General features: G+C 40.9%; 22 protein-coding genes. 17 read left to right on the top strand and 5 right to left on the bottom strand.

Going from position 1 to position 26,609, the window contains the following annotated elements:
• Positions 1-4: 4 nt before the first annotated feature.
• Entirely contained in the window at positions 5-2,119 is a 2,115-nt protein-coding gene (locus tag MZHIL_RS09865; RefSeq protein WP_013899234.1) for a thioredoxin domain-containing protein, read from the bottom strand.
• 171 nt (positions 2,120-2,290) lie between these two features.
• Between MZHIL_RS09865 and MZHIL_RS09860 the strand changes: the two genes are divergently transcribed.
• The 5 genes from MZHIL_RS09860 (at position 2,291) to MZHIL_RS09840 (ending at position 5,021) form a co-directional block, all read left to right on the top strand.
• Positions 2,291-2,641, top strand: coding sequence for a Rieske (2Fe-2S) protein (locus tag MZHIL_RS09860; RefSeq protein ID WP_013899233.1), 351 nt, complete (start codon positions 2,291-2,293; stop codon positions 2,639-2,641).
• The gene (locus MZHIL_RS09855; protein WP_157209669.1) at positions 2,638-2,901 is read left to right on the top strand and encodes a glutaredoxin family protein; all 264 of its coding nucleotides are present in this window, start codon (positions 2,638-2,640) and stop codon (positions 2,899-2,901) included. The genes MZHIL_RS09860 and MZHIL_RS09855 overlap by 4 nt, the downstream gene beginning before the upstream one ends.
• Positions 2,898-3,227 (top strand): ferredoxin-thioredoxin reductase catalytic domain-containing protein, encoded by a 330-nt coding sequence (locus MZHIL_RS09850; RefSeq protein ID WP_013899231.1) that lies wholly within the window; start codon positions 2,898-2,900, stop codon positions 3,225-3,227. Before MZHIL_RS09855 ends, MZHIL_RS09850 begins: the two co-directional genes overlap by 4 nt.
• A 97-nt stretch (positions 3,228-3,324) precedes the next feature.
• On the top strand, positions 3,325-4,233 hold the full coding sequence (locus MZHIL_RS09845) for an ABC transporter ATP-binding protein (protein WP_048815572.1): 909 nt from the start codon (positions 3,325-3,327) through the stop codon (positions 4,231-4,233).
• 5 nt (positions 4,234-4,238) lie between these two features.
• Entirely contained in the window at positions 4,239-5,021 is a 783-nt protein-coding gene (locus tag MZHIL_RS09840) for an ABC transporter permease (protein WP_013899230.1), read from the top strand.
• On the opposite strand, the gene MZHIL_RS09835 is transcribed toward MZHIL_RS09840, so the two are convergent.
• A complete protein-coding gene (locus tag MZHIL_RS09835) occupies positions 5,011-6,279 on the bottom strand; it encodes a class I tRNA ligase family protein (RefSeq protein ID WP_013899229.1) in 1,269 nt (422 codons plus the stop codon). The two genes, MZHIL_RS09840 and MZHIL_RS09835, sit on opposite strands and share 11 nt — an antisense overlap.
• A 595-nt stretch (positions 6,280-6,874) precedes the next feature.
• Here MZHIL_RS09835 and mtaA point away from each other — a divergent pair.
• The 10 genes from mtaA to wrbA all read left to right on the top strand — a co-directional run bounded on the left by mtaA (position 6,875) and on the right by wrbA (position 22,146).
• A complete protein-coding gene (gene mtaA / locus MZHIL_RS09830; protein ID WP_013899228.1) occupies positions 6,875-7,894 on the top strand; it encodes a methylcobamide:CoM methyltransferase MtaA in 1,020 nt (339 codons plus the stop codon).
• A gap of 95 nt (positions 7,895-7,989) precedes the next feature.
• Complete coding sequence (locus MZHIL_RS09825) at positions 7,990-9,609, top strand: methylamine methyltransferase corrinoid protein reductive activase (RefSeq protein ID WP_013899227.1); 1,620 nt, start codon at positions 7,990-7,992, stop codon at positions 9,607-9,609.
• 39 nt (positions 9,610-9,648) lie between these two features.
• Positions 9,649-10,695: a GTP-binding protein gene (locus MZHIL_RS09820; RefSeq protein WP_013899226.1), complete on the top strand. Its 1,047-nt coding sequence runs from the start codon at positions 9,649-9,651 to the stop codon at positions 10,693-10,695.
• A gap of 293 nt (positions 10,696-10,988) precedes the next feature.
• Complete coding sequence (locus MZHIL_RS09815; RefSeq protein ID WP_013899225.1) at positions 10,989-14,216, top strand: PAS domain S-box protein; 3,228 nt, start codon at positions 10,989-10,991, stop codon at positions 14,214-14,216.
• Positions 14,217-14,364: 148 nt separating this feature from the next.
• Positions 14,365-15,132 carry a methanol--corrinoid protein MtaC gene (gene mtaC / locus MZHIL_RS09810; RefSeq protein WP_013899224.1) on the top strand — a complete coding sequence of 256 codons (768 nt, stop codon included), beginning with the start codon at positions 14,365-14,367 and terminating at the stop codon, positions 15,130-15,132.
• A gap of 10 nt (positions 15,133-15,142) precedes the next feature.
• Positions 15,143-16,528 carry a methanol--corrinoid protein co-methyltransferase MtaB gene (gene mtaB / locus MZHIL_RS09805; RefSeq protein ID WP_013899223.1) on the top strand — a complete coding sequence of 462 codons (1,386 nt, stop codon included), beginning with the start codon at positions 15,143-15,145 and terminating at the stop codon, positions 16,526-16,528.
• A gap of 506 nt (positions 16,529-17,034) precedes the next feature.
• Complete coding sequence (gene mtaC / locus MZHIL_RS09800) at positions 17,035-17,799, top strand: methanol--corrinoid protein MtaC (RefSeq protein ID WP_013899222.1); 765 nt, start codon at positions 17,035-17,037, stop codon at positions 17,797-17,799.
• Between the two features lie 12 nt (positions 17,800-17,811).
• Complete coding sequence (gene mtaB / locus MZHIL_RS09795; RefSeq protein WP_013899221.1) at positions 17,812-19,200, top strand: methanol--corrinoid protein co-methyltransferase MtaB; 1,389 nt, start codon at positions 17,812-17,814, stop codon at positions 19,198-19,200.
• Between the two features lie 353 nt (positions 19,201-19,553).
• Positions 19,554-21,482 carry a hydantoinase/oxoprolinase N-terminal domain-containing protein gene (locus MZHIL_RS09790; protein ID WP_013899220.1) on the top strand — a complete coding sequence of 643 codons (1,929 nt, stop codon included), beginning with the start codon at positions 19,554-19,556 and terminating at the stop codon, positions 21,480-21,482.
• A gap of 52 nt (positions 21,483-21,534) precedes the next feature.
• Positions 21,535-22,146, top strand: coding sequence for an NAD(P)H:quinone oxidoreductase (wrbA, locus tag MZHIL_RS09785; RefSeq protein WP_013899219.1), 612 nt, complete (start codon positions 21,535-21,537; stop codon positions 22,144-22,146).
• 8 nt (positions 22,147-22,154) lie between these two features.
• Here the strand turns inward: wrbA and MZHIL_RS09780 are convergent, their stop codons facing one another.
• From MZHIL_RS09780 to MZHIL_RS09770, 3 genes are read right to left on the bottom strand one after another with little or no spacing between them, the layout of a single operon-like run.
• Complete coding sequence (locus MZHIL_RS09780; RefSeq protein ID WP_013899218.1) at positions 22,155-22,958, bottom strand: heme ABC transporter ATP-binding protein; 804 nt, start codon at positions 22,956-22,958, stop codon at positions 22,155-22,157.
• Entirely contained in the window at positions 22,951-23,988 is a 1,038-nt protein-coding gene (locus MZHIL_RS09775; protein WP_013899217.1) for a FecCD family ABC transporter permease, read from the bottom strand. Before MZHIL_RS09775 ends, MZHIL_RS09780 begins: the two co-directional genes overlap by 8 nt.
• Before the next feature lie 27 nt (positions 23,989-24,015).
• Positions 24,016-25,029 carry a cobalamin-binding protein gene (locus MZHIL_RS09770; protein ID WP_013899216.1) on the bottom strand — a complete coding sequence of 338 codons (1,014 nt, stop codon included), beginning with the start codon at positions 25,027-25,029 and terminating at the stop codon, positions 24,016-24,018.
• Positions 25,030-25,292: 263 nt separating this feature from the next.
• On the opposite strand from MZHIL_RS09770, the gene MZHIL_RS09765 reads away from it, so the two are divergent.
• Together MZHIL_RS09765 and MZHIL_RS09760 are read left to right on the top strand one after the other, a co-directional pair.
• Positions 25,293-26,021, top strand: a complete 729-nt coding sequence (locus MZHIL_RS09765; protein ID WP_013899215.1) for a sugar phosphate isomerase/epimerase family protein — start codon at positions 25,293-25,295, stop codon at positions 26,019-26,021.
• Positions 26,018-26,548, top strand: a complete 531-nt coding sequence (locus tag MZHIL_RS09760; RefSeq protein WP_013899214.1) for an ArsR family transcriptional regulator — start codon at positions 26,018-26,020, stop codon at positions 26,546-26,548. Before MZHIL_RS09765 ends, MZHIL_RS09760 begins: the two co-directional genes overlap by 4 nt.
• Positions 26,549-26,609: the final 61 nt, after the last annotated feature.

The following is a 26,609-nucleotide window of genomic DNA, read 5'->3' as shown; positions in this document are numbered from 1 at the left end:
TTCGTTAATGGTTCTTTTTTCCATATTCAATAAGGTCCATCATCTCAACAGCATCAGTAACTGGACTACTGCATGTATAGTTTCTGCATACATATGCGGCAGGTCTGCCATTGATACCTTTCATTTCTTTCAAATATCCGATAGTTTCGGTGAACGATTCCGACGAATCTGCAGGTCTGAGAAGATATACACATTGTGGAATAAAATTTGTCTGTAATGCTTCGATCATATCTTTTGCATTATCTATCTCTGCTGCAATAACAACCTCGCAGCCGGGTTCAGATGCAAAATAAAAGGCTGAAAGCAGATATGTGGAAGAAATCGGATTATGAGAAATAGCAGCTGCCAGATGTCTGATAGCCTCTGAGGCAACTGATTCGAGATTATGATCGCCAGTCATTTTTGCAAGTCTTAGAATATTGAGAACTGCCATAGAGTTTCCTGAAGGCATGGAAGTGTCGCATATTTCCATGCTGCGCACGATTAGGTCTCCAGATCTGTCATTAGATGTAAAATAGAATCCTCTGCCCTTTTCATCCTGGAAATGTGATATAAAATAATCATTGATTTCCAGGGCTTTCTGAAGATATTTTTCCTCAAAGGTTGCTTCATAGAGCTCTATAAGGCCCCAGACAAATGCAGCGTAATCATCAACAAATCCATCGATTCCAGCGTTTTCCCGATGATATCTATGTAACAGCTTGCCGGATCCATCATACATATTATCAAGAATGAATTTGGTACATGTTTTTGCATATTCTACATACTCTGGTTCCTGAAATGCTCCACTGGCCTTTGCCAGTGCTGCAATCATAAGCCCGTTCCAGTCGGTTAATATTTTATCATCTTTAAGTGGATGTACACGGGCAGAACGTACTTCATATAGCTTATCAAGGGCCTGATTAAGCAATTTTTGTATCTCTTCATTTTCTTTTTCAGTAGGTTCAACTATTTCTGACGTTTCACCTTTCATATAGAGAATATTGTTTCCTGTAAGTTTGCCGGTAGATTCTTCTGCAAAGTTTCCTTCCCTTTTCACATTGAATACCCTGCATACCAGATCCGCCTCTTCTGGGGTCAGTATGTAGCGGATTTCATCTTCTGTCCATAGATAGAATTTGCCTTCCACCCCTTCGCTATCTGCATCTTCTGCAGAATAGAAACCACCTTTCTCTGATCTCATGTCCCTCAGGACATATCTAAGGATCTTTCTGGCTGTATTTTCATATACTTTCTTTCCGGTGGCCTGATAGGCTTCAGTGTATGCAAGTGCGAGCAGTGCCTGATCATTTAACATTTTTTCAAAATGGGGTAGTTTCCATTTTTCATCGGTTGAATACCTGTGAAAACCATATCCTACATGGTCAAATATGCCTCCAAGCTGCATGGATGTAAGGGTCGTTTCTGCCATTTTCAGAGCATCAGTGTTGCCGGTGTAATTCCAGTGGCGAAGCAGGAACATTATGTTATGGGGAGCCGGGAATTTAGGTGCCCTGCCAAATCCCCCATAATTTTGATCGTAATAATGGGCAAGTAAATGGTAGCCCTTTTGAATGACATCTTTGGGTGAAATATATTCTGCTCCTTCAGGGGCTGCAGTTATTCTATTCAGTCTCTGTTTGATCTCTTCGGTCTTATTCACAATTTCATCCTGGCGTGTCTTCCAGATCTCGGCTATCTGTGGAATCAGATCAGCCATACCTATTCCTGCAAGACCGCTCTTTTTTGGAACATACGTGGATATAAAAAATGGTACCTTTCCAGGGGTCATTATTACTGTCATTGGCCAGCCACATCTTTCTGTCATCTGCTGGCAGATCTTCATGTACATACTATCAATGTCAGGCCTCTCTTCTCTGTCCACCTTTATGCAGATAAAGGTCCTGTTCATCATATCTGCGATTTTAGGGTCTTCAAATGACTCCTCTTCCATTACATGGCACCAGTGGCATGTAGAATATCCAATTGAAAGAAAGACAGGAATGTTCTTCTGTCTGGCTGTCTGAAATGCTTCTTTTCCCCATGGATACCAGTCAACTGGATTATAGGCATGCTGGAGCAGGTACGGACTGTTCTCATGAATGAGCCTGTTTGGCTTATTGCTGCTACCGGATCTCATATCAATTACCCCATAGATACTAATCGGAATCTGGAATATGAAATTGTGAAACCACTAATTATCCCCTGACGTCCCTGAGGTCAATATTGGCTACAGATGATATATTGTTTGCGGCAGATCTATTTCATACGTTTGTGGAAACATTAATATGTACAGAAATACCAGTTTAACATGGATATAAAGGGGGTGCAGGTAATATCTGCAGGATCATGGGTTTATGTAATGGATGAAAAGGATCTGAAGGAAGAATCACCGGTATCTGTTTCTGTTAACAGAACTTCCATCATGCTTGTTAAAAAGTCTGGGAAAATATACGCGGTTTCCAATAAATGCGCTCATATGGAATGTCCCCTTTCAAGAGGAACTCTTGATGGATATACAATCAAATGTCCCTGCCATGACTGGATATTTGATATCAGGACTGGCGAGTTTCTGGTGGCAAAGGAGATAAAAATCCCGGTTTTCAGATGCATGGTATCCAACCAGAAGATAATGATCGATATGGAAGGTGTAAAACTGTGAAAAAAGTATTTATGTATACCTTAAGTACCTGTCCATGGTGTAAAAAGGCAAAGGAATTCTTTGAGGAGAAAAATATTCCTTATGAATATGTGGATTATGACCTGGAAGATAAGGAAAGCCGTAAAGAGATACTCAGTGATATGAAAAATTCAGGTGGCACGACTGCAACTCCTTTTGTGAAAATTGGAGATGAGGTTGTGGTTGGTTACAATCCCAAAAAATATGCACAGCTTCTTGGCCTGGAGGAAGAGGTTGAATGAGTATCCGGGAACGTAAAAAGAAACTGAGAGAATTGTTCCAGAGAATCATTGATCCACTGGGCTATAAATTCAACCCGGATGAAGAACTTGTTGATTTTTTACTGGAGCAGGAAGTAAAAATTGAGCAGAAGATGGGAGCACCTTTCTGTCCATGTCAGGCACTACCGGAATCAAGGGAGGAGAGGATGAAACTTGTCTGTCCCTGCATACCCTATCATCGCAAGCACTTTGATGCTATGAAGACCTGCTGGTGCCAACTTTATGTACATAAGGATGTTACAGACCCTGAAAAGCTGGAACAGGTCCCGTTCCATGAGATTGAATAATAAATTGTATTTGATATTGGATTCCTGGATACCATCTAAAAATAAAGGTATTCGGGTGAAAGTGTCTTTGTGATATGTTGTAAAGGGGTGACGCTGTATATCTTCTGTAATTGTTGCTCAAAAGCTGATTAAAAAATTTGATAGTTTTATAGCTGTCGATCAGATAGATTTCACTGTTGAGGAAGGGGAAATATATGGCTTTCTGGGGCCAAACGGAGCAGGTAAAACCACTGTTATGAAAATGATCCAGTGCGTATCTCCTAAGACATCCGGCAGACTGGAGGTAATGGGGTTGGATGTGGAATCAAATGAAAGGAAGATAAAACATAAGATGGGTGTTGTTCCCCAGGAAAACAATCTGGATCCGGATTTTACTGTATATGAAAACCTGCTGGTTTATTCAAGGTATTTTGATATTCCACCACAAGAAGCTGAAAAGAGAATCAATGAATTGCTGGATTTTGTTCATCTCCAGGACAGGAAGGATACAATGACAGAAAGCCTTTCAGGTGGAATGAAAAGGCGTCTGATTCTTGCAAGATCTCTGATAAATAATCCATCACTGCTGGTGCTGGACGAACCTACTGTTGGCCTGGATCCCCAGGCACGGCATATATTATGGGACAGGATAATGGGCCTTAAACATAGAAAAGTTACAATTGTTCTTACCACCCATTATCTGGAAGAAGCATCATATCTGTGTGACAGACTGGTAATAATGGATCATGGAAAGATCCTGATCGAAGGAAAACCTAAGGAAATTGTGAATGAGCATATAGGAACTGATATACTTGAACTGAATTATGATCCCCAGGCTCTGAAATGCCTCAATAAAAATGGCATGTCATTTGATATAGCAGGGGAGATGATACATGTTTATACCAATGATCCTGAAAAGGTTATGAAGCAGATCATGGGTCAGTGTTCTTTGAGCAGGATAACTGCCCGTCAGGCAACCCTGGAGGATGTATTCTTAAAGATTACAGGAAGAAAACTCAGGGAGTGAAAAAGATGCGATATTTTCAGCTGCCTGACATAAGCTATCGTGTGTTCAAGGTCTGGCTCAGGAACTGGGATGTTTTCAGGAAAACAATAAAATTGAATGTAATTCCACCGTTTCTGGAACCTATAATGTACCTGCTTGCACTGGGATTTGGCCTTGGGGTATTTGTTGATGAAATTGAAGGTGTGTCCTATGCCCAGTACATTGCTCCTGCCCTGATCTCAGTATCTATAATGTATTCCTCGTTTTTTGAATGTACATATGCTTCCTATGTGAGAATGTATTTTCAGAAGACTTTTGATGCAATTATAGCCACTCCACTTAACATTGATGAGGTGATTGTGGGTGAACTTATCTGGGGTGCCACACGAAGTTTCATCAGTGCCACCATCATGCTGCCTGTACTTGCAGCATTTGGTCTGATCGATCTTCCTGCATCATTGCTGATCATTCCCCTGGCCTTTCTGGCAGGACTGCTTTTTGCAGGTATTGCCATGTGCTTTACTGCAATTGCTCCAAATATTGTATCGCTTACATATCCGGCAACACTGTTCATAACCCCCATGTTCCTCTTTAGCGGTACCTTCTTTCCCCTGGACCTTTTACCTGTACCGGTTCAGTATTTTGCACTGATATTTCTACCACTTACGCATCTGGTGATCATTGCAAGATCACTGACTTTTGGAGTAGCTGATATGTCTCTTCTTTTAAATCTGGGATGGATCATTATAGTGACTGTGATATTTTTCGTTCTGTCGATAAATCTCATGAAAAGAAGACTTATTGTCTAATATCTAAGAGACCTATCTTGAGCACCTGATCAATTTTTTGTACAGAATCGATAAGTTCCCCAGCCTCCCTGACACTGATATTGTATCCCGATTTCCTGATCTGTGAAAGTTTTCTGAAGATAGTATCAAAACCTTCCCCTACATTCAGATCATCATCCATCATCTGAATGAAAGCAGTTTCAATTTCGTCTTCTTTCTGAGTTCTATGAACCTGTCTTCCTTTATTTTCTGTGATGGCTTGTATCTTCCTGATCATCTCATGTGCAGATTTGAGTTTTTCACTGGACTTATCTATATTTTTGTATGTGAAATTGAGTTTTTGCCTGTAGTGGCCATATATAAGGAAGAATCTTATTTCCTCAGGCGTATATCCATTTTTGAGCAGATCTTCCAGAAGAATAATATTATCTCTGCTTTTTGACATTTTTTTTCCACCAGCCAGAAGATGACTGCAATGTATCCAGTATCGGGCCATTTTCTTATCAGTATATGATTCCATAACTGCTATATTGTAATCATGATGTCTTGCCAGGCTGTCCTCTCCACCACACATTATGTCGATTGAAGAACCCATTGTTTTCAGTATCATTGCAGAGTCCTGGACATTCCATGATGGTCTTCCTCTTCCTATCGGTGTATCCCAGTAAACGTTATCGTTTTTTCTGTATCCATGCCAGAGAATAAAATCCCCGATATTTCGGGGATTGCCTGGATAGGTATCCCTGTGAAATCTTTTTTTCTGTTCAGGAATTTCAGATTTTTTTATACCCGCAAGTTTACCGTATTCAGCAAACCTTTCCAGCCTGAAATACACATTGCCTTTATACCAGTATGCATATCCTTTATTGAGCAATCCCTCAATAATCTCTACTGCAGCATCTATGCTTTTTGAGGATCTGGGGTTATAGGTTGGCTTGACTCCGATGGTTTCCATTTCATTTAGGGTTCTATCGGCAACATAGTCAACAAGTTCTAACATTGCCATGTTATTGCTTTCTGCTTCTTTGATGGCTTTATCTTCGATATCAGTAAAGTTGAGTGCATGTATGGTACTAAATCCCCGGTATTTAAGATACTCTGCCAGAACATCTGCCAGCAGCAGTGTTCTGTAATTGCCCAGATGTGGAATCCTGTATATTGAAGGTCCACAGGTAAACATTTCCACTGTATTGCCATTTAATGGCTGGAAATTATCTTTTCTGCCGGTGAGGCTATTGTATATTTTGAGTGTTATGGTCTGATCTCCTGAAATATGCATTAGCTGTTATTTTTAATCTGGTGGTATGTAGAGTTATATTTTTTCAAAAAATATGACCTTTTGCTAATATTTATCCGAAAGGATATGGTAAGGTATGTGCTCTCAAATTAAAATCGAAATCTGAGCCAATTAGATATATATAATTTGCTATATAATATTTATGTAGTGTGAGCAATGATCTGAAAATATGATTCTAACTACACTTTACTATATGATTATATTTGTTTATATTCATATAAATATAGAAATGAATATATATGTCTAATTAAATCAGAATTTTCAACAATATTATATAAAACATTCGGTTTAATAATCTTGAATTATATTTGAATATTAATTCTCATCTTAAAATTCAATAGCAAAAGACTACTTTTTGAAGATAAACAGGAATGTCAATTTGTTAAATATGTATGGATATCTTTATATATTAAAAATGCACAAAAGAAATATTTATATATAATTAAATTACAGTTTATGTAATGATGAACATATGTTCATTGTGAGTAGATTGGATTGAATATTACCTAATAAGAAAGGAAGTATACTATATGTACTTCTTTTAGATCAAGGATATAGTCTAGGAGAAGGAGTTATAATGACTGATTTAAATCTTAAAGAAAGACTGTTGAATGCATTACAGGCAAAACCTGTAGATAAAGCACCTGCGGTTTCAGTTACACAGACCGCTATAGTAGAATTGATGGATGCAACAGATGCTGCATGGCCTGAGGCACACAGTGACCCTGAAAAAATGGCAAAGCTTGCACTTGCCTCTCATGAGATTGCAGGACTTGAGGCAGTGCGTTATCCCTACTGTCTTACAGTACTTGCTGAAGCTATGGGGTGCGGGGTGAACATGGGCACAAAGAACAGACAGCCATCGATTACAGATCATCCATATACACGCGGGACAGATGATCTGAAAATGCCTGACAATCTCCTGGAAACTGGCAGGATACCTGCAGTTTTTGAGGCTGCAAAGATAGCCAGAGACAGGGTAGGTGAAAATGTACCACTGATTGCCGGTATGGAAGGACCAGTGACTCTTGCTTCTGATCTTTGCAGTGTGAGCAAGTTCATGAAATGGTCAATAAAAAAACCTGATGATTTTGAAGCTATACTTGATTTTGCTACAGATGCATGCATTGAATATGCAAATGGTCTTGTCAAAAACGGAGCAGATGTTATATGTGTTGCAGATCCGGTAGCTTCACCTGACCTTATGAACCCCAATGATTTCAAGACCAGACTCAAACCAAGACTTGAAAAATTCGCAGAGAGTGTAAATTCTGCCACTGTTCTGCATGTCTGTGGTAATGTGACCCCTATACTGGATATGATGGCAGACTGTAAATTTGAGGCTCTAAGTATTGAGGAGAAGGTTGCTGATGTAAAGGCTGCAAAGGACACCGTTGGTGATCGGGTGACACTGGTGGGTAATGTATCAAGTCCGTTCTCACTGCTTAGCGGTACCCCCGAGAAAGTGCGGGAGGATGTCAGAAAGGCCCTGGATGGTGGAATAGATGTAGTCGCTCCAGGATGTGGTATCGCTCCAAATACTCCGCTTGATAATGTAAAGGCACTTGTTGAGGGGAGGGATGAGTACTATAAATAATGGCTATTTTGTCACCTTTTTTTAAGAGGGGGATATAATCAATATTCCTCTCCTTTTTTAATGATCATAGATAACAAATGGCAGAGGGAACTAATATGAAACAGGGAATTGCAATTGATCTTGGAACCAGCGGGTTCAGGGCACAGAGAATTGATCTGGAGAGTGGGAATATTGGAAAGACTGTAATTTCTCTAAGAAACCCTCTTCCGGGTGCAAATGTGATGGATCACCTTGATTTTGCGGTAAACTACGGACAGGACATAGCTCATGAGCTGGTTATAAACGCCTTTAAAAACATATCTGATATGCTCAGGACAGACCAGAGTTCAATTGATCGTATTGCAGTATGTGGTAACCCTATCCAGTTATCATTATTCCAGGGAATTCCTGTTGAAGACCTTGCATATGCAGGTGAGAGAAAGAAGAAAAAACTCAATATAAAGGAGCAGGAGAGAAAAGCTGCTATTATAAGTTCCAGTGATATACCGGGTCTTGAAGATTTCGGGGATTGTCAGGTTATGATTCCTCCTGCAATAAAGCATGAGGTCGGAGCCGATGCCCTGGCCCTGATTGTAAAATCCGGAATGCTTGACAGTGATGATATATCAATAGCCACGGATTATGGTACAAATGCAGAAATGGCCCTGAAGGTGGACAATGTAATCTATACTGGCTCAGCTGCTGCAGGCCCTGCACTTGAGGGCCAGCAGATACGGGATGGTATACTGGCATCACCAAATGCAATATCTGATGTGAAATTCGAAAATGATTCTCTTCGCAACTACGTTCTGGACGATGAACTGACTGCTGTAGAAGGGGACCTTGTTGATCCAAAAAGCGGTGAGGTTGTCCAGAAAGGGGATATAAGGGCAAAGGGGATCACCGGAACAGGTGTTATTGCCCTGATTGAACAATCCATGGGGAAAGGGTTGATACAGCTGCCAAGGATCAACACCACTGATAAGATCCTACATTTGCAGGACAATATCCGCTTTTCAGAAAAAGACCTTATAGAAGCCGGAAGGGCCATAGGAGCCATAAGGGCAGGTCACATCACCCTATGCAATGTTGCAGGTATCGAAATGCAGGATATCAAAACTGCATATATGTCCGGGGCAGCGGGTACTTATATGGATGCAGTAAAGGCTCACAGGATAGGAATGATCCCCTTTGGAGTGAATGATGTATATCAGATAGGAAATACGTCCCTGACCCTTGCACGGGAAATACTTCTATCAGAGGACCGACTGTGGGAACTGCAGGATATATCTCAAAAGATAGTCGGAAATCATGTGATGTTTGCAATGGATAAGGCATTCCAGGATACCTATGTCCTTGAGCTTGCATACTGGGGTGAAGGTATGCCCTTTAAGATGTTCAAGAAATATCTGAAAAAGAAGAACCTTTCAAATCTGGATGAACCTGCAAAAGCTCCTCAGGTTTCAAAACTTGTTGAGAGGGACATTGCAGATCTTGGAGATGAAGGCCTTTCAGTTATCGAAAGGGTTGGTACCTATCTTACCATGAAGATCGAAGATTGCGAGGAATGTCGTAAATGTATCCTGGTCTGTCCAAACGATGCCATTGAGATGGATGAGGAGGGAGTTGTACTTATAAGAACAGACTTGTGTGATGGTTCAAACTGTCAGAAATGTATACGTGCCTGTCCTCCTGAGAAGTTTAGGTGGGAGAATCTGGTGGTTGCAAAAGTTTAATTTAAATAATTAATAGTTTATCCGGAGAATTAATAGATCATGAGAGTTCTGATAATTGGTGGATTTCTGGGAAGCGGTAAAACAACGACAGTACTCAAGCTTGGAAAGTATCTCAACAAGCTGGGACATCGTGTGGCTATCATCGTAAATGAGATCGGAGAGGTTGGTGTAGATGGCGAGGTGATTTCAAAGTATGGCTTTGATACTACTGAACTGACCAGTGGCTGTATATGCTGCAGTCTGAAAAGAGATATGAAATTCACGGTATCAAAGCTTCGAAATACCTATAATCCTGATTTTCTTTTGATCGAGCCAACAGGTATTGCATTTCCTCATGTTATCAGAAATGAGATCATGCTAATGGATATACCTGATGTAAAATTTGCTCCCCTTGTAACACTGATAGATGGCAGCAGGTTCAAACATCTTCTAAAAGAAGTAAAACACTTTTCCCAGCGCCAGATCATCGATGCCGAAATACTGGTGATCAATAAGAGGGACCTGATAGATCCAATAGAACTACCAATAATCAAAGAATCGGTTCATCAGCTCAATCCAGATGCAAGAGTAATGGCACTTTCTGCAAAAGAGGAAGATGAGGATTTCAGAGAATTTATAGAAATGCTGTTTGAAGACCAGAAAATGCAGCTTGAGGCTATAAGTGAGCTGTCCAGTGAAGAGCTGGATTCAATTGCATGTTCTGGTATTGCTACCTATGCCCGTGAATTTGTGATAGATGAAGGAATTGATGACCTGAGAGCAGATGAAATGGCTGAGAGCATTATAATGACAATCAAGGCCAGGGTAGAGGCTCTGAATCCTGAATTTGTGGGCCACATAAAAATCTATCTAAATACCGGTAATGAGGTAATAAAGGCAAGTGTTACCGCTTATTATGAATCTCCCCAGATAGAGGTGATAGAACCCCAAGACGGGCCTTCTTCTTCAAAACTTAACATCCTGTCTGCAATTTCGAATATCTCTTCTGAGAAACTTATAGAAATCGTTGAATCATCAATAAAAGAAATATTTGAAGAAAAGGGAATACATATTAAACAGCTACATACACATGATCACGATCATTAGAATTTATGTTCTCTAAAGGATAATGTTCACACCTAATAAAAACGATATTCTGAGTAGATTGGATTGAAAGGAAGTATCGCCTCAGGTGTGAACCTTAATATCTGAAAATCATAATAATATATATAGTTTGTGCAAACATAGTTTTATGTATTTCCTTATATTAAAGCTACGAACTGTCCGGTTTAATATAATGGTTCAAAAGGGGTGCTAGTATTTCCGCTAATAATGTATTTGATCAGGGGCAAGCTGAAAATAGGATCCGGATCATTTCTTTCAATATGCAGGAAGAACTGATGAAAATAATCGAAAACAGCCCTATGATTATTTTTGTCCTTAAGGCAGATCCGGACTTATCTGTTGAATCCGTGTCAGAAAATATATGTCACCTGGGCTATTCGCCTGATGATTTTGTAACTTCAGGAATGTCCTATGCCGATATATTTTATGATCTTGACCTTCTTGCAGATGAAATGATGAGACTCAGGTTTGGTGAAATACCTGAACTTTCCTTTGAATGCAGGATCCTGACCAACAATGGAAGTATCCGCTGGGCCAGTATCAGGACTTTTCCATGCAGAAACAGCGAAGGTAAGATAACACACTATGAGAGTATACTGATTGATATTACAGGAAAAAAACATATGGAAATGTGTCAAAAGGAAAGTAATGAGTATTTCCAGAGTATTGTCAATACCATCAGAGAACCGATACTGATCCTTGATAGGGACCTGCGTATTGTTTTTGCAAGCAGGTCATTCTACCGGTTATTTGGGACAACTCTACAGGAAACTGAGGGCAGATTATTATATGATCTTGGCAATGGTGAATGGAACATCCCAAAGCTTAGACAGCTTCTTGATGAAATACTACCCCAGGATAAAAGTTTTGATAATTTTGAGATAGAATTTGAATTTGAGAATATCGGTAAAAGAATAATGCTCATCAATGCCAGAAAAGTCACTCCGGTTACAGGCGAACCGGAATCAATACTACTGGCGCTTGAGGATGTTACTGAGTGGAAAGAAACTGAAGCAGCACTAAAGTCTTCTGAGAAGAAATATTCCACACTGGTTGAAAGTGCCAATGATGGGATAATTATTGTTCAGGATGATGTACTCAAATTTGTAAATTCGAAATTCTGTGAGATTACAGGTTATGGTAAAGAAGAAACTCTCGGCAAACAATTACTATATTTTGTTCCTGTTGACTATTTTAGAATGGTAACAAAAAGGTATCAAAAAAGGCTGAATAAGGAGAGCACCCCTTCACGGGTATATGAAATAGAGATAATTTCCAAAGATAACAGGTTGATACCTGCTGAAGTTACCTTTTCATCCATTGACCACGAGGCCCGTTCTGCTGTGATGGTCACGATACGTGATATTAGCGAGAAAAAAAACACTGAGGACGCTCTTCTTCTTGATGAATCCAGAACTGAAGCACTACTTGAACTCAATCAGATGACAGATTCGTCAGTTGATGACATTGCTGGCTTTGCCCTTAGAAAATCTGTATATCTTACCCGCAGTCGGGCAGGATATATGGCACTGATTGATAACAACAATGAAAAAATAAATATATACATTTTCTATGAAAATCATGGGAAGAATATTTTCTATCAGGAACGTGTATCTGATAAATCTCAGGTTTCTGATTTTCTAAAAGATGTCATACAAGAACCGTATGGCTGTTCAGAAAAATGTAAATTGTCCCCTGTAATTGAGAAAATGTTTTCTCCCGGTCATCTCCCTGTTAACAGGACACTGAGTGTCCCGGTTTTTGATGAGGGGGACCTGACAGTGGTTGCTTGCGTATGGGACCGGGAGAATCAGTATTTACAGTCAGATACAAAGAATGTGACCCTGATTGTGCAGGATATGTGGAGAATAATTAATAATAAATTGGCGGAGGAGGCACTCAGGGCTTCTGAGAAAAAGTACTCCACACTTGTGGAAAAAGGTAATGATGGGATTGTAATCGTACAGGAAGATAAGCTGAATTTTGTGAATTCCAAGTTCTGTGAAATCACTGGAAGTACAAAAGAGGAATTGATTGGCAGGCCCTTTCTTGACTTCTTTCCTGTTGAATATGGAAGGATGATCCTTAAAAGATACAACAAGTGCCTGAAAAGCGATAATGACCCGGTACGCCATTATGAGGTAGAACTGTTATCCACCGACGGTACAAGGATTCCAGCTGAGATCAATTTTTCTTCGATACACCATGAGGGAAAACCTGCTGTAATGATTACAATAAGGGATGTGACAGAACAGAAAGAAAAGGAAGATGAACTGATTGATTCCCTCGAAGTCCAGAAAATGCTCCAGAATGTGATCAAAACAAGCCCTGCAATTGTTTTTATGTGGAAGGCTGAAAAAAACTGGCCTGTGGTGTTTGTATCTGAAAATATTGAAAAATTTGGATACATTGCTGAAGACTTCACATCAGGAAAGCTCCTGTATGGAGATATAATCCATCCTGACGATCTTGAGAATGTCCAGACCGAAATAGCAAAACGTTTTGAGAAAGGATATACTGATTTTTCACAGGAGTATAGAATAATCACCCGTTCAGGAGAGGTCAGATGGGTTGATGAGAGGACCTTCATGCAGGCAGATGAAGAAGGAAATTTAGATCACTATCAGGGTATAATTGTTGATATAACTGACCGCAAGCGGACAAACAGCTTTATGAATATTGAATCTGATGTAGGGTGTCTGTTCAGTCCAACTGGAAACCTTCAGGAAACATTTGAACAGTTTCTGGAATTTACCCTGCAGATGAATGAGATTGATTGTGGCGCCCTTTACATTGTAGATGAGATTACAGGTGACCTGAATATAGTTGTTCATAGTGGACTATCTCCCAATTTTATTGAACATACATCCCATTATGATGCAAATTCAATGCCTGCAAGACTTTTCAAGACCGGATATCCCATATACAAATTGCACTCAGAGGTAATATCTATTACAAGGGAAAACCACTTGAAAGATGAAGGACTGGCATCCACTGCTATTATCCCCATTCTATCAGATGCAAAACTTGTTGCAGTTATGTTTCTTGCGTCATACAGTGAATATGAGATCCCTTCCAGAACCCGCAATTCCATAGAAGCCGTGGCTGTTCGAATAGGAACACTTATAGGAAAGATCAAGGATGAATCCGATACAAGAAGGAGTCAGAAAGAGATACAGAATATTCTTGAATCCATTGAGGATTTTCTTTTTATAATGGATTACAGTGGCAGGATCCTTTATACAAACGCTTCAGCGCTCAGAAGATTAGGGTATCGTTCTGATGAGTTGACAGGCATGAATCTGGTATCCCTGCATTCGCATAACCACCAGCTTGAAGTTGCTACAATGCTTTCTGATGTCATTAAAGGCAAATCTTCAATATGCACCTGTCCTCTCATGAGCAGGGATGGGACACTTGTTTACAAGGAAACAAAGTTCAGTCGTGGGAACTGGAATGCTCAGGATGTCATTGTTGCTGTCTGTAGAGAAAGGTCATTATAAGTTCTTATCTTTTTTCCATGCTGATGCACAGATTTTATATAGTTTTCAGTAAGACTATATTGGAAACGATCATCAAAAATAATACTAACAGCGGGGTCAATGATACTAAGAGCCTGTTGGCATGGATTAATCATAGGGACGTATTTTGATGCTTGATATAAATCCTGACCGAATTCTTGTAAGATACAATGTCAAACTGGAAGAGTGCATGACTCCTGAGGAAGCCGCTGAAGAACTCTATCCAGCAGATGAAATGATCCGCCCGATCACCAGGGCTATCTTTGAAGGTGATGAGGATGAAGTCATAGAGGGCCTGCAAAGGGCAATGGATTCAGGAATGGATCCGCTTTATCTTATAAACGAAGCTCTGATGGTAGGTATGGAGATCGTATCCAGGCTTTATGATGAAGGTGTTATCTATCTTCCGGATGTGATCATTTCAGCACACGCAATGATCGATGGTATTGAGTTCTGTAAGGAGATGTCGCATATACCTCTGGAGTTCAATAAAGGCAAGGTGGTATCCTTTGTGGTGGAGGGAGATATTCATGATATTGGAAAGACGATTGTGACAATACTTCTTCGTGCGAATGGTTATGATGTGATCGATCTTGGCAGGGATGTACCGGTCGAGGAAGTTGTGGATACTGTTAAACGAGAAAAACCCCTGTTTCTGAGTGGAACAGCTCTGATGACCACGACAATGCACTCTTTCAAGCAGATTAAGGAAAAACTTGAACAAGATGGGGTCAACGTTCCTTTCGTATGCGGCGGGGGGGCGGTTACACAGGATTTTGTATCCCATTATGACCTTGGAATTTATGGTGAGGAAGCTGCAGATGTACCAAAAATTGCAGATGCCATACTTAAAGGTCTGAGTATAGAACAGCTCAGAAACAAATTCCACAGGCACTGAGGCTTAAAATATGACTCTTAAAAGATTTACTGAAATGGCCTATGAAAACGCAGATGAAATGGTCTTTGGAAGTGCCATAAGGCCTGTAAAGGCCGGATTTGGTATTGAGATTGGGGCAGGATCCACCATCCCTGAAATAAATTATGCTCCAAGACCTGCTGCAGCAGAAACCCGGGAAAAGATTGTTAGGGAATATGAGAAGATCACAACAGACATAATGCAGAGAATGATCCAGCTGGGTTTTCCGGCAGTTGTTCTGGAAACCGAACATGTCCAGCAGATGACCCGCAATCCCGGCTGGGGTGCAGAGGTGGCACATGTACAGAAAACCATAATGGAAGAGTTCCATGAGGAATATGGAATTAAATGTGCACTGAGGCATACTGCAGCGGATATACGTGAAGAACACAATCAACTGCGTCTACGGGGTGACAGGTATTCCCTTCTCATGGAGTCCTTTGAAGAGATAGCATCAAGTGGTGCAGACATGCTGTCTATAGAATCTATGGGTGGTAAAGAAATATTTGACCATGCAATTCTCAAAAACGATATGAAAGGCGTACTGTACTCAATCGGATGTCTTGGGGCGATTGATATGGAGTATCTGTGGACCGATATTGTAAAGATCGCAGAGAAGAACAGGGCTGTTGCCTCAGGAGATCCCGGATGTGCCCAGGCAAATACTGCCATGTTTATAGCAGGTGGTCTGCTTGACAAGAACCTTGCCCATACCCAGGCAACTATTGCCCGCTCTATTGCAGCTTCGAGATCACTTGTGGCACATGAGGCTGGTGCAACAGGTCCTGCAAAGGATTGTGGCTATGAGAACACAATTCTCAAGTCCATAGCAGGTGTACCCATATCCCAGGAAGGCAAAAGCTCAAGCTGTGCACATTCTGACATAATGGGCAACCTGATGATGCAGTGCTGTGATCTGTGGTCCAATGAATCGGTAGAGTATCATGGTGAATTTGGTGGAATGTCTGTACAGTGCTGGGCAGAAACACTCTCCTATGACTGCAGTATGCTTAATGTGGCAATAGAGACCGGATACGCTAAAATATTGCGAGATATCCTGATGCTTTCAGATCGATACAGGGATCCCCAGGGATATGTCCTTGCATATGACAATGCATACAGGATAGGCCAGGCAATTGTAAAGGATGGGGATGACCTTTATCTGCGTGCAAAGAATGCAGCTCTCAAATGTTGCAGATTGCTTACACAGGCTCCTGAGAATAAACTCAAAATGTCACGTTTTGAGTGTAGTGCACTTCATAAGGCACGCATGGAACTTGAGTCCTTTACAGATGATGGTGATCAGTTCATGCTGGAGTGTCTGGATAAATATGTGGCAGAGGTAAAGAGCTTCATTCCGGCTAATTATCAACTCTGATCTATCAAAATAAGTCTCTTGATATTGCTTTTCTAGACTGCTATTTATAGATTTTTACAGATTTTTTCCATATATTGAATCAACTCAAACCCTAAAACGATCACAACCTCCGGAAATTAACTAATATCTTTTTCTGCATTCAGATATTTGCTCATCATTTCTGGATAATGTATATATATTAGATTTAAAAAGCCTCCATCAATTAATTATATATAAAGATATCGAACTAATTATACATACTTAATATAATTTTTTTTATATTTGTTCAATAATACGTATCAAAAGACGTTATTTGGTTGAAGACATAAATAAAAATTATTTTATTATGTTAAAATAACTATATATAGCAGAAATGTATGGCAGTGATATTTATATACTATGAATTCTAATCTATTATCAGAGATTCCTAGTCAGGAATCTCAACGAGTAGATTGGAAAACTTTAAAAAGAGGCCGTGAACCCACATGGACCTCAGACTATATAAATAAACGAAAGGGAGTATTGGCATGATAGAAGTAAAACCCAGTGATATTCTGGTACGATACAATGTAAAATTGGAAAAGGAAATGGCACCCGAAGAGGCTGCTGCAGAACTTTATCCAAAAGAAGAGCCAGTTCGCTCGATTGCACAGGCAATCTTTGAGGGCGATGAAGATGAAGTAATTGCAGGTCTTGATAAGGCTATAAGTGGCGGGAAGGATCCGATTGATCTTATAAAGGATCTGATGACAGGAATGAACGTTGTCAGCAAGCTATATGATGACGGTGTAATATTCCTGCCAAACGTGATGATGTCTGCAGATGCAATGCTTGAAGGTATTGACTACTGTAAATCCAAATCAAGCAAAACACATGAGGCAAAAGGTAAAGTCGTCTGCCATGTGGCAGAGGGTGACGTACACGACATCGGTAAAAACATCGTTGCTGCACTGTTAAGAGCAGCAGGATATGATGTTGTGGACCTTGGAAGAGATGTTCCTGTAGAGGAAGTCATCTCTGCTGTCAAGAAAGAGAAACCTCTGATGCTGACTGGCACAGCCCTGATGACAACCACCATGTTCGCTTTCAAACAGATCAATGACAGACTGGTTGAGAGTGGTGTGAAGGTTCCATTCCAGTGTGGTGGCGGAGCAGTCAACCAGGACTTTGTGGAACAGTACGAACTCGGAGTATATGGCGAGGAAGCAAATGATGCTGTAAAGATGGCCAATGCTATACTCAAGAGTGGTGGAGATATTGGTAAGCTGAGGGAGCAGTTCCATCAACATTAAGAGGTGATCAAAATGGCAGTTAAAAGATTTACTAAGATGGCCTATGGCAGTGCCGACGAAATGATCTTTGGAAAATCTCCAAAACCTGTTAAAGCCGGACTTGGTCTTGAGATCGGAGCAGGATATACCACACCCGAGGTGAACTATGCCCCAAGACCTGCTGCAGGTGAATCCAAGGAAAAGCTTGTAAGGGAATATGAAAAAATCACCACAGACATTATGTCCAGAATGGTTCAGGTAGGATTCCCGGGAGTTGTTCTGGAAACCGAACATGTCCAGCAGATGACCAACAACCCCAAGTGGGGTGGAGAAGTTGCACATGCCCAGAAAACCATCATGGAAGAGTTCCATGAAGAGTATGGTATCAAATGTGCACTAAGACACACACCAGGTGACATTCGTGAGGACCGTGACTACCTTGAATTAAGGGGTGACAAATACTCAGTACTCATGGAGGCATTTGATGAGGTTGCTTCAAAGGGAGCCGACCTACTGTCCATTGAAACAATGGGAGGTAAAGAGGTATTTGACCACGCAATCCTGAGAAACGACATGCAGGGTGTACTGTATGGTATTGGATGTCTGGGTGCAATGGATATGGAATATATCTGGCAGGACATTGCAAAAGTCGCAAAGAAAAACAATGTTGTTCCAGCCGGTGATACAGACTGTGCCCAGGCAAATACTGCTATGTTTATAGCAGGTGGTCTGCTTGACAAGAACCTTGCCCACACTCTGGCAATCATTGCCCGTTCAGTTGCTGCCTCAAGGTCACTTGTGGCATATGAAGCAGGTGCAACAGGCCCAGGAAAGGACTGTGGTTATGAGAACACAATTGTCAAATCAATAGCAGGTGTTCCAATATCTCAGGAAGGTAAGACCTCAACAGATGCACACTCAGATGTGGTCGGTAACCTGATCATGCAGTGCTGTGACCTGTGGTCCAATGAATCCGTTGAATATCACGGAGAATTTGGTGGTACATCAGTACAGTGCTGGGCAGAAACCCTTGGCTATGACTGTACACTGATGAATGTTGCACTCAAATCAGGCAATGAAAAAATCCTGAGGGACATGTTTGTTGCTTCTGACAGATACAGAGATCCACAGGGCTATATCCTTGCTTACGACAATGCTTTCAAGATTGGTCAGGCAATTGCAAAGAACGGGGATGACCTGTACCTGCGTGCAAAGAATGCAGCTCTGGAATGCTGCAAGCTTCTGGATCAGGGTAAGAAAGGCAACCTTGAACTGACCAGATTCGAGGACAATGCACTTGCAAAAGCCAAGGCAGACCTGGAGGCTCTTACAGATGACAAGGATCAGTTCATGAGCGACTCCATGGAGAAATATAAATCAGAGGTCAAGGTCTTCCGTCCTGAGAAGAACTACGGACTCTGATCCTTGCTTGAACCTGTATTTCCTACCAGAAGAAAACTGCAATCCTTATGGATTGCAGTTATTATATATTTTTGGCAATGAATTCCATTTTGAATGTAATAGAAACATCTTTATATCTTACTACTATTCGACGCATTGTAATAACAAAATTGTTCAATTTTCTTTGTATATAGCCTGAGGCTATTAATGAGTGACAGCTATCTGAAGAGAGATGAAGGGGAAACGAATTGCTTACCATAGCTGATGTATATCAATGTAAAATATCTATATAGTTGCCTTTTTGTTACTGAAATCATACTATTATATTTACATTTTTATTATATGATTACATTATACTTATAGGAGTGAAATTTATGCAATACAGTCTGGGTATAGATGCAGGAGGCACGTATACTGATGCTATTATAGTAAGAGATTCTGATGGGTCGATAGTCGAATATAACAAATCAATGACAACCTACCCTGATATGCTTGAAGGTATAGAGAATGCAATCGATGGGCTTGATCCCTCAATGCTTTCAGATGTGCATCTTGTTTCTGTATCCACTACTCTGGCAACAAATACTGTGCTTGAGGGGACAGGAGATCCTGTGGCACTGATTCTGCTGGGAGATCACCCTCACAGGCAGTACCCTGCAGCAGATATTCTGCATTCCAGTGGAGGACATGATAGTAATGGTGAAGAACTCGAATCCCTTGACCCAGGCAATATAAGATCATTTGTCAAAAAAACAAAGAGCAAGGTTTCTGCCTTTGCAGTATCATCCTATTTCAGTATACGAAACCCTGAACATGAACTGGAAGCTAAAAAAATAGTTCAGGAAATGACGGATATGCCGGTGGTATGCGGTCATGAACTATCCCAGGATATTGGAGTATATGAAAGGGCAGTAACCGCCACCCTCAATGCCCGTCTCATTCCCATAACCCAGAAATTCATACAGGCCACCATCTCAGCAGTAAAAAATCGCGGAATCGATGCCAGGATGTTGATGCTCAAATGTGATGGGTCGGTGATAGGGATCAAAGATGCACTTGAAAAACCTATAGAAACCATTTTTTCAGGTCCTGCTGCAAGCCTGGTAGGGGCATCTTTTCTTACCGGAATGGACACATGTGCTGTTATTGATGTGGGGGGTACCAGTACAGATGTATCCATTCTGTCAAAGGGCGTACCTGAACTGAGCGAAACTGGTGCTGTTGTTGGAGGCTGGAAGACCCGAGTCCGGGCCACAAGAATGGAAACTTCGGCCATGGGAGGAGACAGTCATATCTGGGTCAAGGACAGGAAGGCTTTTATAGGCCCAAAAAGGGTTATCCCTCTATGCTATGCTGCTGTTAAATATCAGGGCTTTCTGGAAAAACTCAAACGTGATCAACCCACCCCAAGAAGTACACTTGATGAGAATATCCAGCCAACGAAATTTTTTGTAAGAACTGGAAGGAAAGCAGGGGAGTTGACAACTTCAGAAAAGAACCTTTTAAGGGTTATAGGTGATGACCCTCTCTCCTTTGGAGATATTGCAAATCTGACCTCAAAACCTCCTGCCTCACAGGTGATGGATGCACTGATCAGAAAAAGACTGGTCCAGGCAATTGGTTTTACCCCAACAGATGTTCTCCATGTTCTCGGAGAATATACACAATGGAGCAGGGATGCTTCACTTGCTGGAGCTGACAGAATATCCAAACTGGCCCACATGCAGAAATATGAATTCTGTACCTATGTGAAGAAGAGATTCACCCAAAACATGGCATACCATCTGTTGACCTTTATGCTGCCAATGATTCCTTGTGAGGGAATTGAGGAAATGCTTGCTGAAAGTGAACATGTACGGTTCAAACTGGATTTACCTGTAGTGCTTCTTGGAGGACCTGTGAAAGCATATGATCAGGACCTGAAGAATATAATTGATGCTGATATCACTGTCCCTGAGTTTGCTCATGTTGGTAATGCTGCAGGTGCACTTTTTGGAAAAGGTATCAAGAGAGTCGAGATAATGATCAAACCTGAATCCATGACTCATCCGGATGAAAATTTCCTGGTTTTTTCAAGTGCTGGAAGGTACAAATTTGATGAGTATATTCAGGCACTTGATTTTGCAAGAAGCCATGGGAGGGATATTATATCCAGATACATGTCAGAATGTGGATTCAACGATGATCAGATTGAAATTAAAACAAGAGAGAAAAGACTGTCACCTGAAGGCTGGCCCCATCCTCCAATGGAGACTCATGTTGTGGTGGTAGGTGTTGGAATTCCTGATATTGGAAAAAAGTAAATCAGACTGGTAGATAAATGACCCGCTTTTTCAAATTTACTGGGGGTTTGGAATGAAGATAAACGTGATATTTCACAGTATATACGGCCATATATACAGAATGGCAGAAGCTGTAGCAGAAGGGGCAGCAGAGGTTAAAGGAAGCGATGTCAAACTGATGCAGGTCGAGGAAATGCTTTCAGAGGAGGTTCTGGATAAAATGGGGGCAACAGAGACCAAAAGAATGTTCTCCCATATCCCTGTTGCAACAGTAGATGATCTTGCAAAAGGCGATGCAACAATTTTTGGCGTGCCGACCAGGTATGGTATGATGACTGCCCAGATGAGGGCTTTTCTTGATGCTACAGGCAGTTTGTGGCAGAAAGGTGCGCTTGTTGGCAAGGTTGGAAGTGTATTCACATCCACTGCAACCCAGCATGGCGGCCAGGAGGCAACAATTCTCAGCTTTCATACAACCTTGCTGCATCATGGAATGATTATAGCTGGGGTTCCTTACTCAGTACCTGGAATATCTGTAATGGATGAGGTGAGCGGTGGTGGTCCGTATGGTGCTTCTACCATTGCAGCACCCGATGGCAGCAGATATCCCAGTGAGAATGAACTCTCAGTTGCAAAATTTCAGGGAAGACATGTGGCAGAGATCACCAAAAAAATGGTGGAATAAATTCTGTTTCATAGCGGGTTGACCGTTGTTCTGCAGTTTTGGTCCATTGCAGATATTACAGGGAATATATGAACTGAATTTGTATGTTCCAGTATTTTAACCTCTACCGGAATCTTGAATGCATGTTCTATATTGACAGGTGAGAGAACCTGGGAGGTTTCACCATTTGCAAGAATCTCTCCACCATAGAGCATGCAGATCTTATCACAGTAATGAGCTGCCATATTGAGGTCATGGATCACAGTTATCACAGCAATGTCTTTTCTTGCAATGCTTTTGACAAGATTGAGTATCTCTACCTGATGTGCAATATCAAGATGTGAAGTGGGTTCATCAAGAAGCAGAATCTCAGGGGTCTGGGCAAGAGCTCGTGCAATTATCACTCTCTGCAATTCACCACCACTTAAGGTAGTTGCAATCCTTTCCCTGAAACTGTAGGTATTTGTTTTTTCCATTGCATCCCGAACTATTTCAAAATCCTTACTGGTTTCAGATCCCTTTATATAGGGAGTGCGTCCCATCATTACTATATCCTCAACTGTAAACTCAAAATTTACAGTGATATTCTGTGAAACCACTGCTATTTTGCTGGCAATTTCCCTGGGCTGCATATTTCTGATATCTTTTCCATCTATCAGAACAGCCCCGGATTCAGGCTTTAGAAAATTGTTGATGGATCTGAGAAGTGTTGTCTTACCTGTACCATTTGGTCCGACTATACCCAGCATTTCCCCTTTCTTTACACTGATATTGATATTTTTCAGGATTGGTTTGTTTGAGTAACCAATACATAAATCTCTGACCTCAAGCATAGATTTTTTTCCTCCTCTTCCTTAAAAGATATATGAAAAATGGTGCACCGAACATGGCTGTAATTATTCCTACAGGAAGTTCCACTGAATTCATCGCAGTTCTGGCTATGGTATCTGAAAATACCAGAAAAATAGCTCCTGCAATGGTTGAGGCTGGCAGAAGAATCCGATGATCGGGTCCTACTATTATTCGCATAATATGAGGTATAATAAGGCCTACAAATCCTATGATTCCACTGACTGACACTGCAGCAGCGGTTATAAGGGCTGAAAATATCAAAACCTCTTTTTTCACATACTCTATATTGATTCCCAGATGATGGGCCTGCTCCTCACCCAGGAGCATGACATTAAGACTCCATGAATGCCGGTACAGGGCCACTATTCCTATAATTGCCAGAGCTGCTGTGATATATACTCGGTTCCATGTGGAATTCCAGAATCCTCCCATCATCCAGTATATTATGTTTTGCGGGGAGTGGGAGAGGTATATTATAAAGGATGTGATCGCAGATAGGAAAAATCCTACAGCAATTCCAGCCAGCAGAAGTGTATCTGTGGGGACCTTTCCATCAACTCTGGCTATGTTATAAACCACAAATATGGTAACTGCAGTAACAATAAATGAGGTGACCTGGACTGGCATGTTGAAAAAGAATGCAACCGATGCACCAAGTGCAGCTCCGGATGACATGCCTATTATATATGGATCTGCCATTGGATTCTTGAAAAGTGCCTGCATTACACATCCTGCAGTAGCAAGTGAGGCTCCCACAAGAACTGCAAGTATCACTCTGGGCATGCGTATCTGTGTCACAATGATTTCCTGACTTGTACTCCAGGCACCCTGAATACTGACATATATGCCCGTATATTTTGACAGTAGCAGCAACTCAAGAAATGAATTGAGCATTATCTGTGCCGTGATAAATGGAGATATTTTTGTGGAGCCGATAGCTGTACTTACTGTTATTGTTACTGTAAGAAGCAGTAATAGTACAGGAATAGCTGTTTTTCTGGACTTGAGCATGAGGCCTCTTGAAAACTTTTAATTTGATCATTTTTTTCTGCATTTTGCAGTATATACCAGCAACATCATGGACAGTGCTGCAAGTATACCAGCACCATTCATCCGTGGAATATCGGCATCAGCACTGTTATTGTTCTGCTGCTTGTAGGATGACATGTATTCATGCAGACTGTCTATACCCTGGACTATTCTTGGCCCAGGTCGTTCTATGGTACTGGGCTCCTCAACTGCAAACACATTTCCATTTTTGACTGCATCTGTCTGTGCCATAAGTGGATTTTTCTTTATGGTTTCTGCAATAACATCAGACCCTGTTGCCATGCTTGAACATATAATGATTTCCGGGTTGGCTGCAACAATATCCTCCAGGCTGGCTATTGGCCATCCCTCTGCAGTAATTATATTTTTACCTCCCACCATTTCGATAAGATCACCTGGATATGTATTCTTTCCAGCAACATAGATTGGATCAAACCAGACAACATAGAGTACACCTGGCCTATCTTCCTCTGCAATATGTTTGTTCTTACTGGAAATGCTATCAATATGTTCACTCATGCCTGTTGCAAGCACCCTCGCAGTTTCACTGTTGCCGGTTGCATCTCCCACAATCTCTATTCCTGTAATTATATCATGAACAGTTTCAGGATTGAGAACAATCACAGGAAAACCGATATCCTTTAGCATGTTCACTGTATCCTCACCGTTGCCAACCTGTGCAACAATCAGATCCGGTTCAAGGGAGACTACCCTTTCAATGCTGAGACTGTAGAATCCTCCCACAAGTGGCAGTTCCTCTACCTGAGGTGGATAATCTGAATAATCGGTAACTCCAACTACCTGATCACCTGCACCAACAGCAAAGAGAATCTCGGTGTTACTGGGTGAGAGCGATACAATTCTTTCTGGTTTTTTATCAATTGTAACCTCATTACCCATTTCATCAGTGATTGTTATGGGAAAATGGCTACTATCTGCCTGTACTGCAGGAATCATTGCTGCTGCTATGAGTAAAACTGTGATTAATGTGATAATTTTCATTCTGCAAAACCCCTTGGCTGCAATCTGGTATGTATATATGGATTCAGCAGTTGGTATAAATCACTCATTTTATGGGTAAGATACACTATCCTGCAGGGTAATTATCAATGATTATCAAATATGTTACCTGGCAACATTTTTACCCTTAAAGATAATGGTTATTACCTGAACAATTCATTATATTACTTGGTAGCCAATTTTCAGTAATAAATAACATTTAGTGTCTCATAGCAACTTCACCAATTAGATTCAGGAGATTTTCAATGATCGGTATTTCAACGTATGCATATCGCCAGTTTCCTCTTTATCAGGCACTGGAAACTATTGAGGGAAAGGTCCAGTGCGCAGAAATATTTTCTGAAGGTCCACATGATATTCTAAAAGATACAGAAACCCCTCTCTCTTTTAATCTCAAATATGCAGTGCATGCACCCTGCACTGATCTTAACATAGCATGTATAAGGGAGCCTATACGAAAAGCAAGTGTGGAACTTGTAGGGCAGATGCTGGATGCCTGCCAGAGGATAGATGCAGATGTGATGGTTCTGCACCCAGGCTATTTCACCTATTCCATTGATGTTGAACAGGCCCTTGATTCGCTTAGCAGGTCACTTGAAGAAATGGAGTCATTTACACAGGAAACCGGTGTAAAAATATGTATTGAAAATATGCCAGCTGACTGGAACTGCTTTGTTTTCCAGCAACCAGATCTGGATCTTAAGGCTCACCATCTTGCACTTGATATAGGGCATGCAGCAACAACCGGAAGATTGAATGAGTTTCTGGAGATGCCGGTGTCTCACTTTCATGTACATGACAACAACGGACTCTCTGATGAACATCTTCCGGTTGGGTCAGGTAGTATTGATTTTAAAGCTATAGCCAGCGCACTGAGAAATAACAGGGCAATGAAAATACTCGAGCATCACTCTGACAATGATGTAATGTTGAGCCTTGAGTCGATTGAGAATGAAGGTATGGTCCTGGCATGAACGAATCTGAAAAAACCAAAAAGATATTCAAAGCACTTGGATGTGTCACCCGTCTGAATATTTTGCATATTGTATGCAATAATGAAATGCATATAACAGGAATTGCAAAAAAACTCAATATTTCAGTACCTGTTGCATTGAAGCATGTAAGGATACTTGAAGATGCAGGACTTGTTACAAGAGAAATATTTGGAAATTCCCATATTCTAAAAGCGGATACAAAGGGTCTCTATCATGTACTTGATCATTTTGCTCCGGAAAAGGATGTTGAGGTAAATCCTGGTGAAAGCCTGCTGGATGCATTGAAGAGGGTTTCTTCTATTGAAATGAGGAAAGTAGGAGATAGGGAAGTGATCGTATCTACAGATGGTGAAGAAGGCTTTTTTGTCTATGAGGTCGATGGAAAACTTCTGGATCGTACAGTTCAGGAGTGCACATTTGAAGATGATGCAGTTGTTGAATGGAAAAAACTGGAACCAGTTACAAAACTCAAACTCAATATAATGGTTCGCAATAGCTCGAAATGATCAGGTTTTATTGTTGTATATTTATATTTGTATGAAAAAACAAATATATCAATACAGAAAT

Origin of the sequence: Methanosalsum zhilinae DSM 4017 (assembly GCF_000217995.1) — an archaeon.
Classification (GTDB): domain Archaea; phylum Halobacteriota; class Methanosarcinia; order Methanosarcinales; family Methanosarcinaceae; genus Methanosalsum; species Methanosalsum zhilinae.
This window is presented reverse-complemented; position numbering and strand designations above follow the sequence as displayed.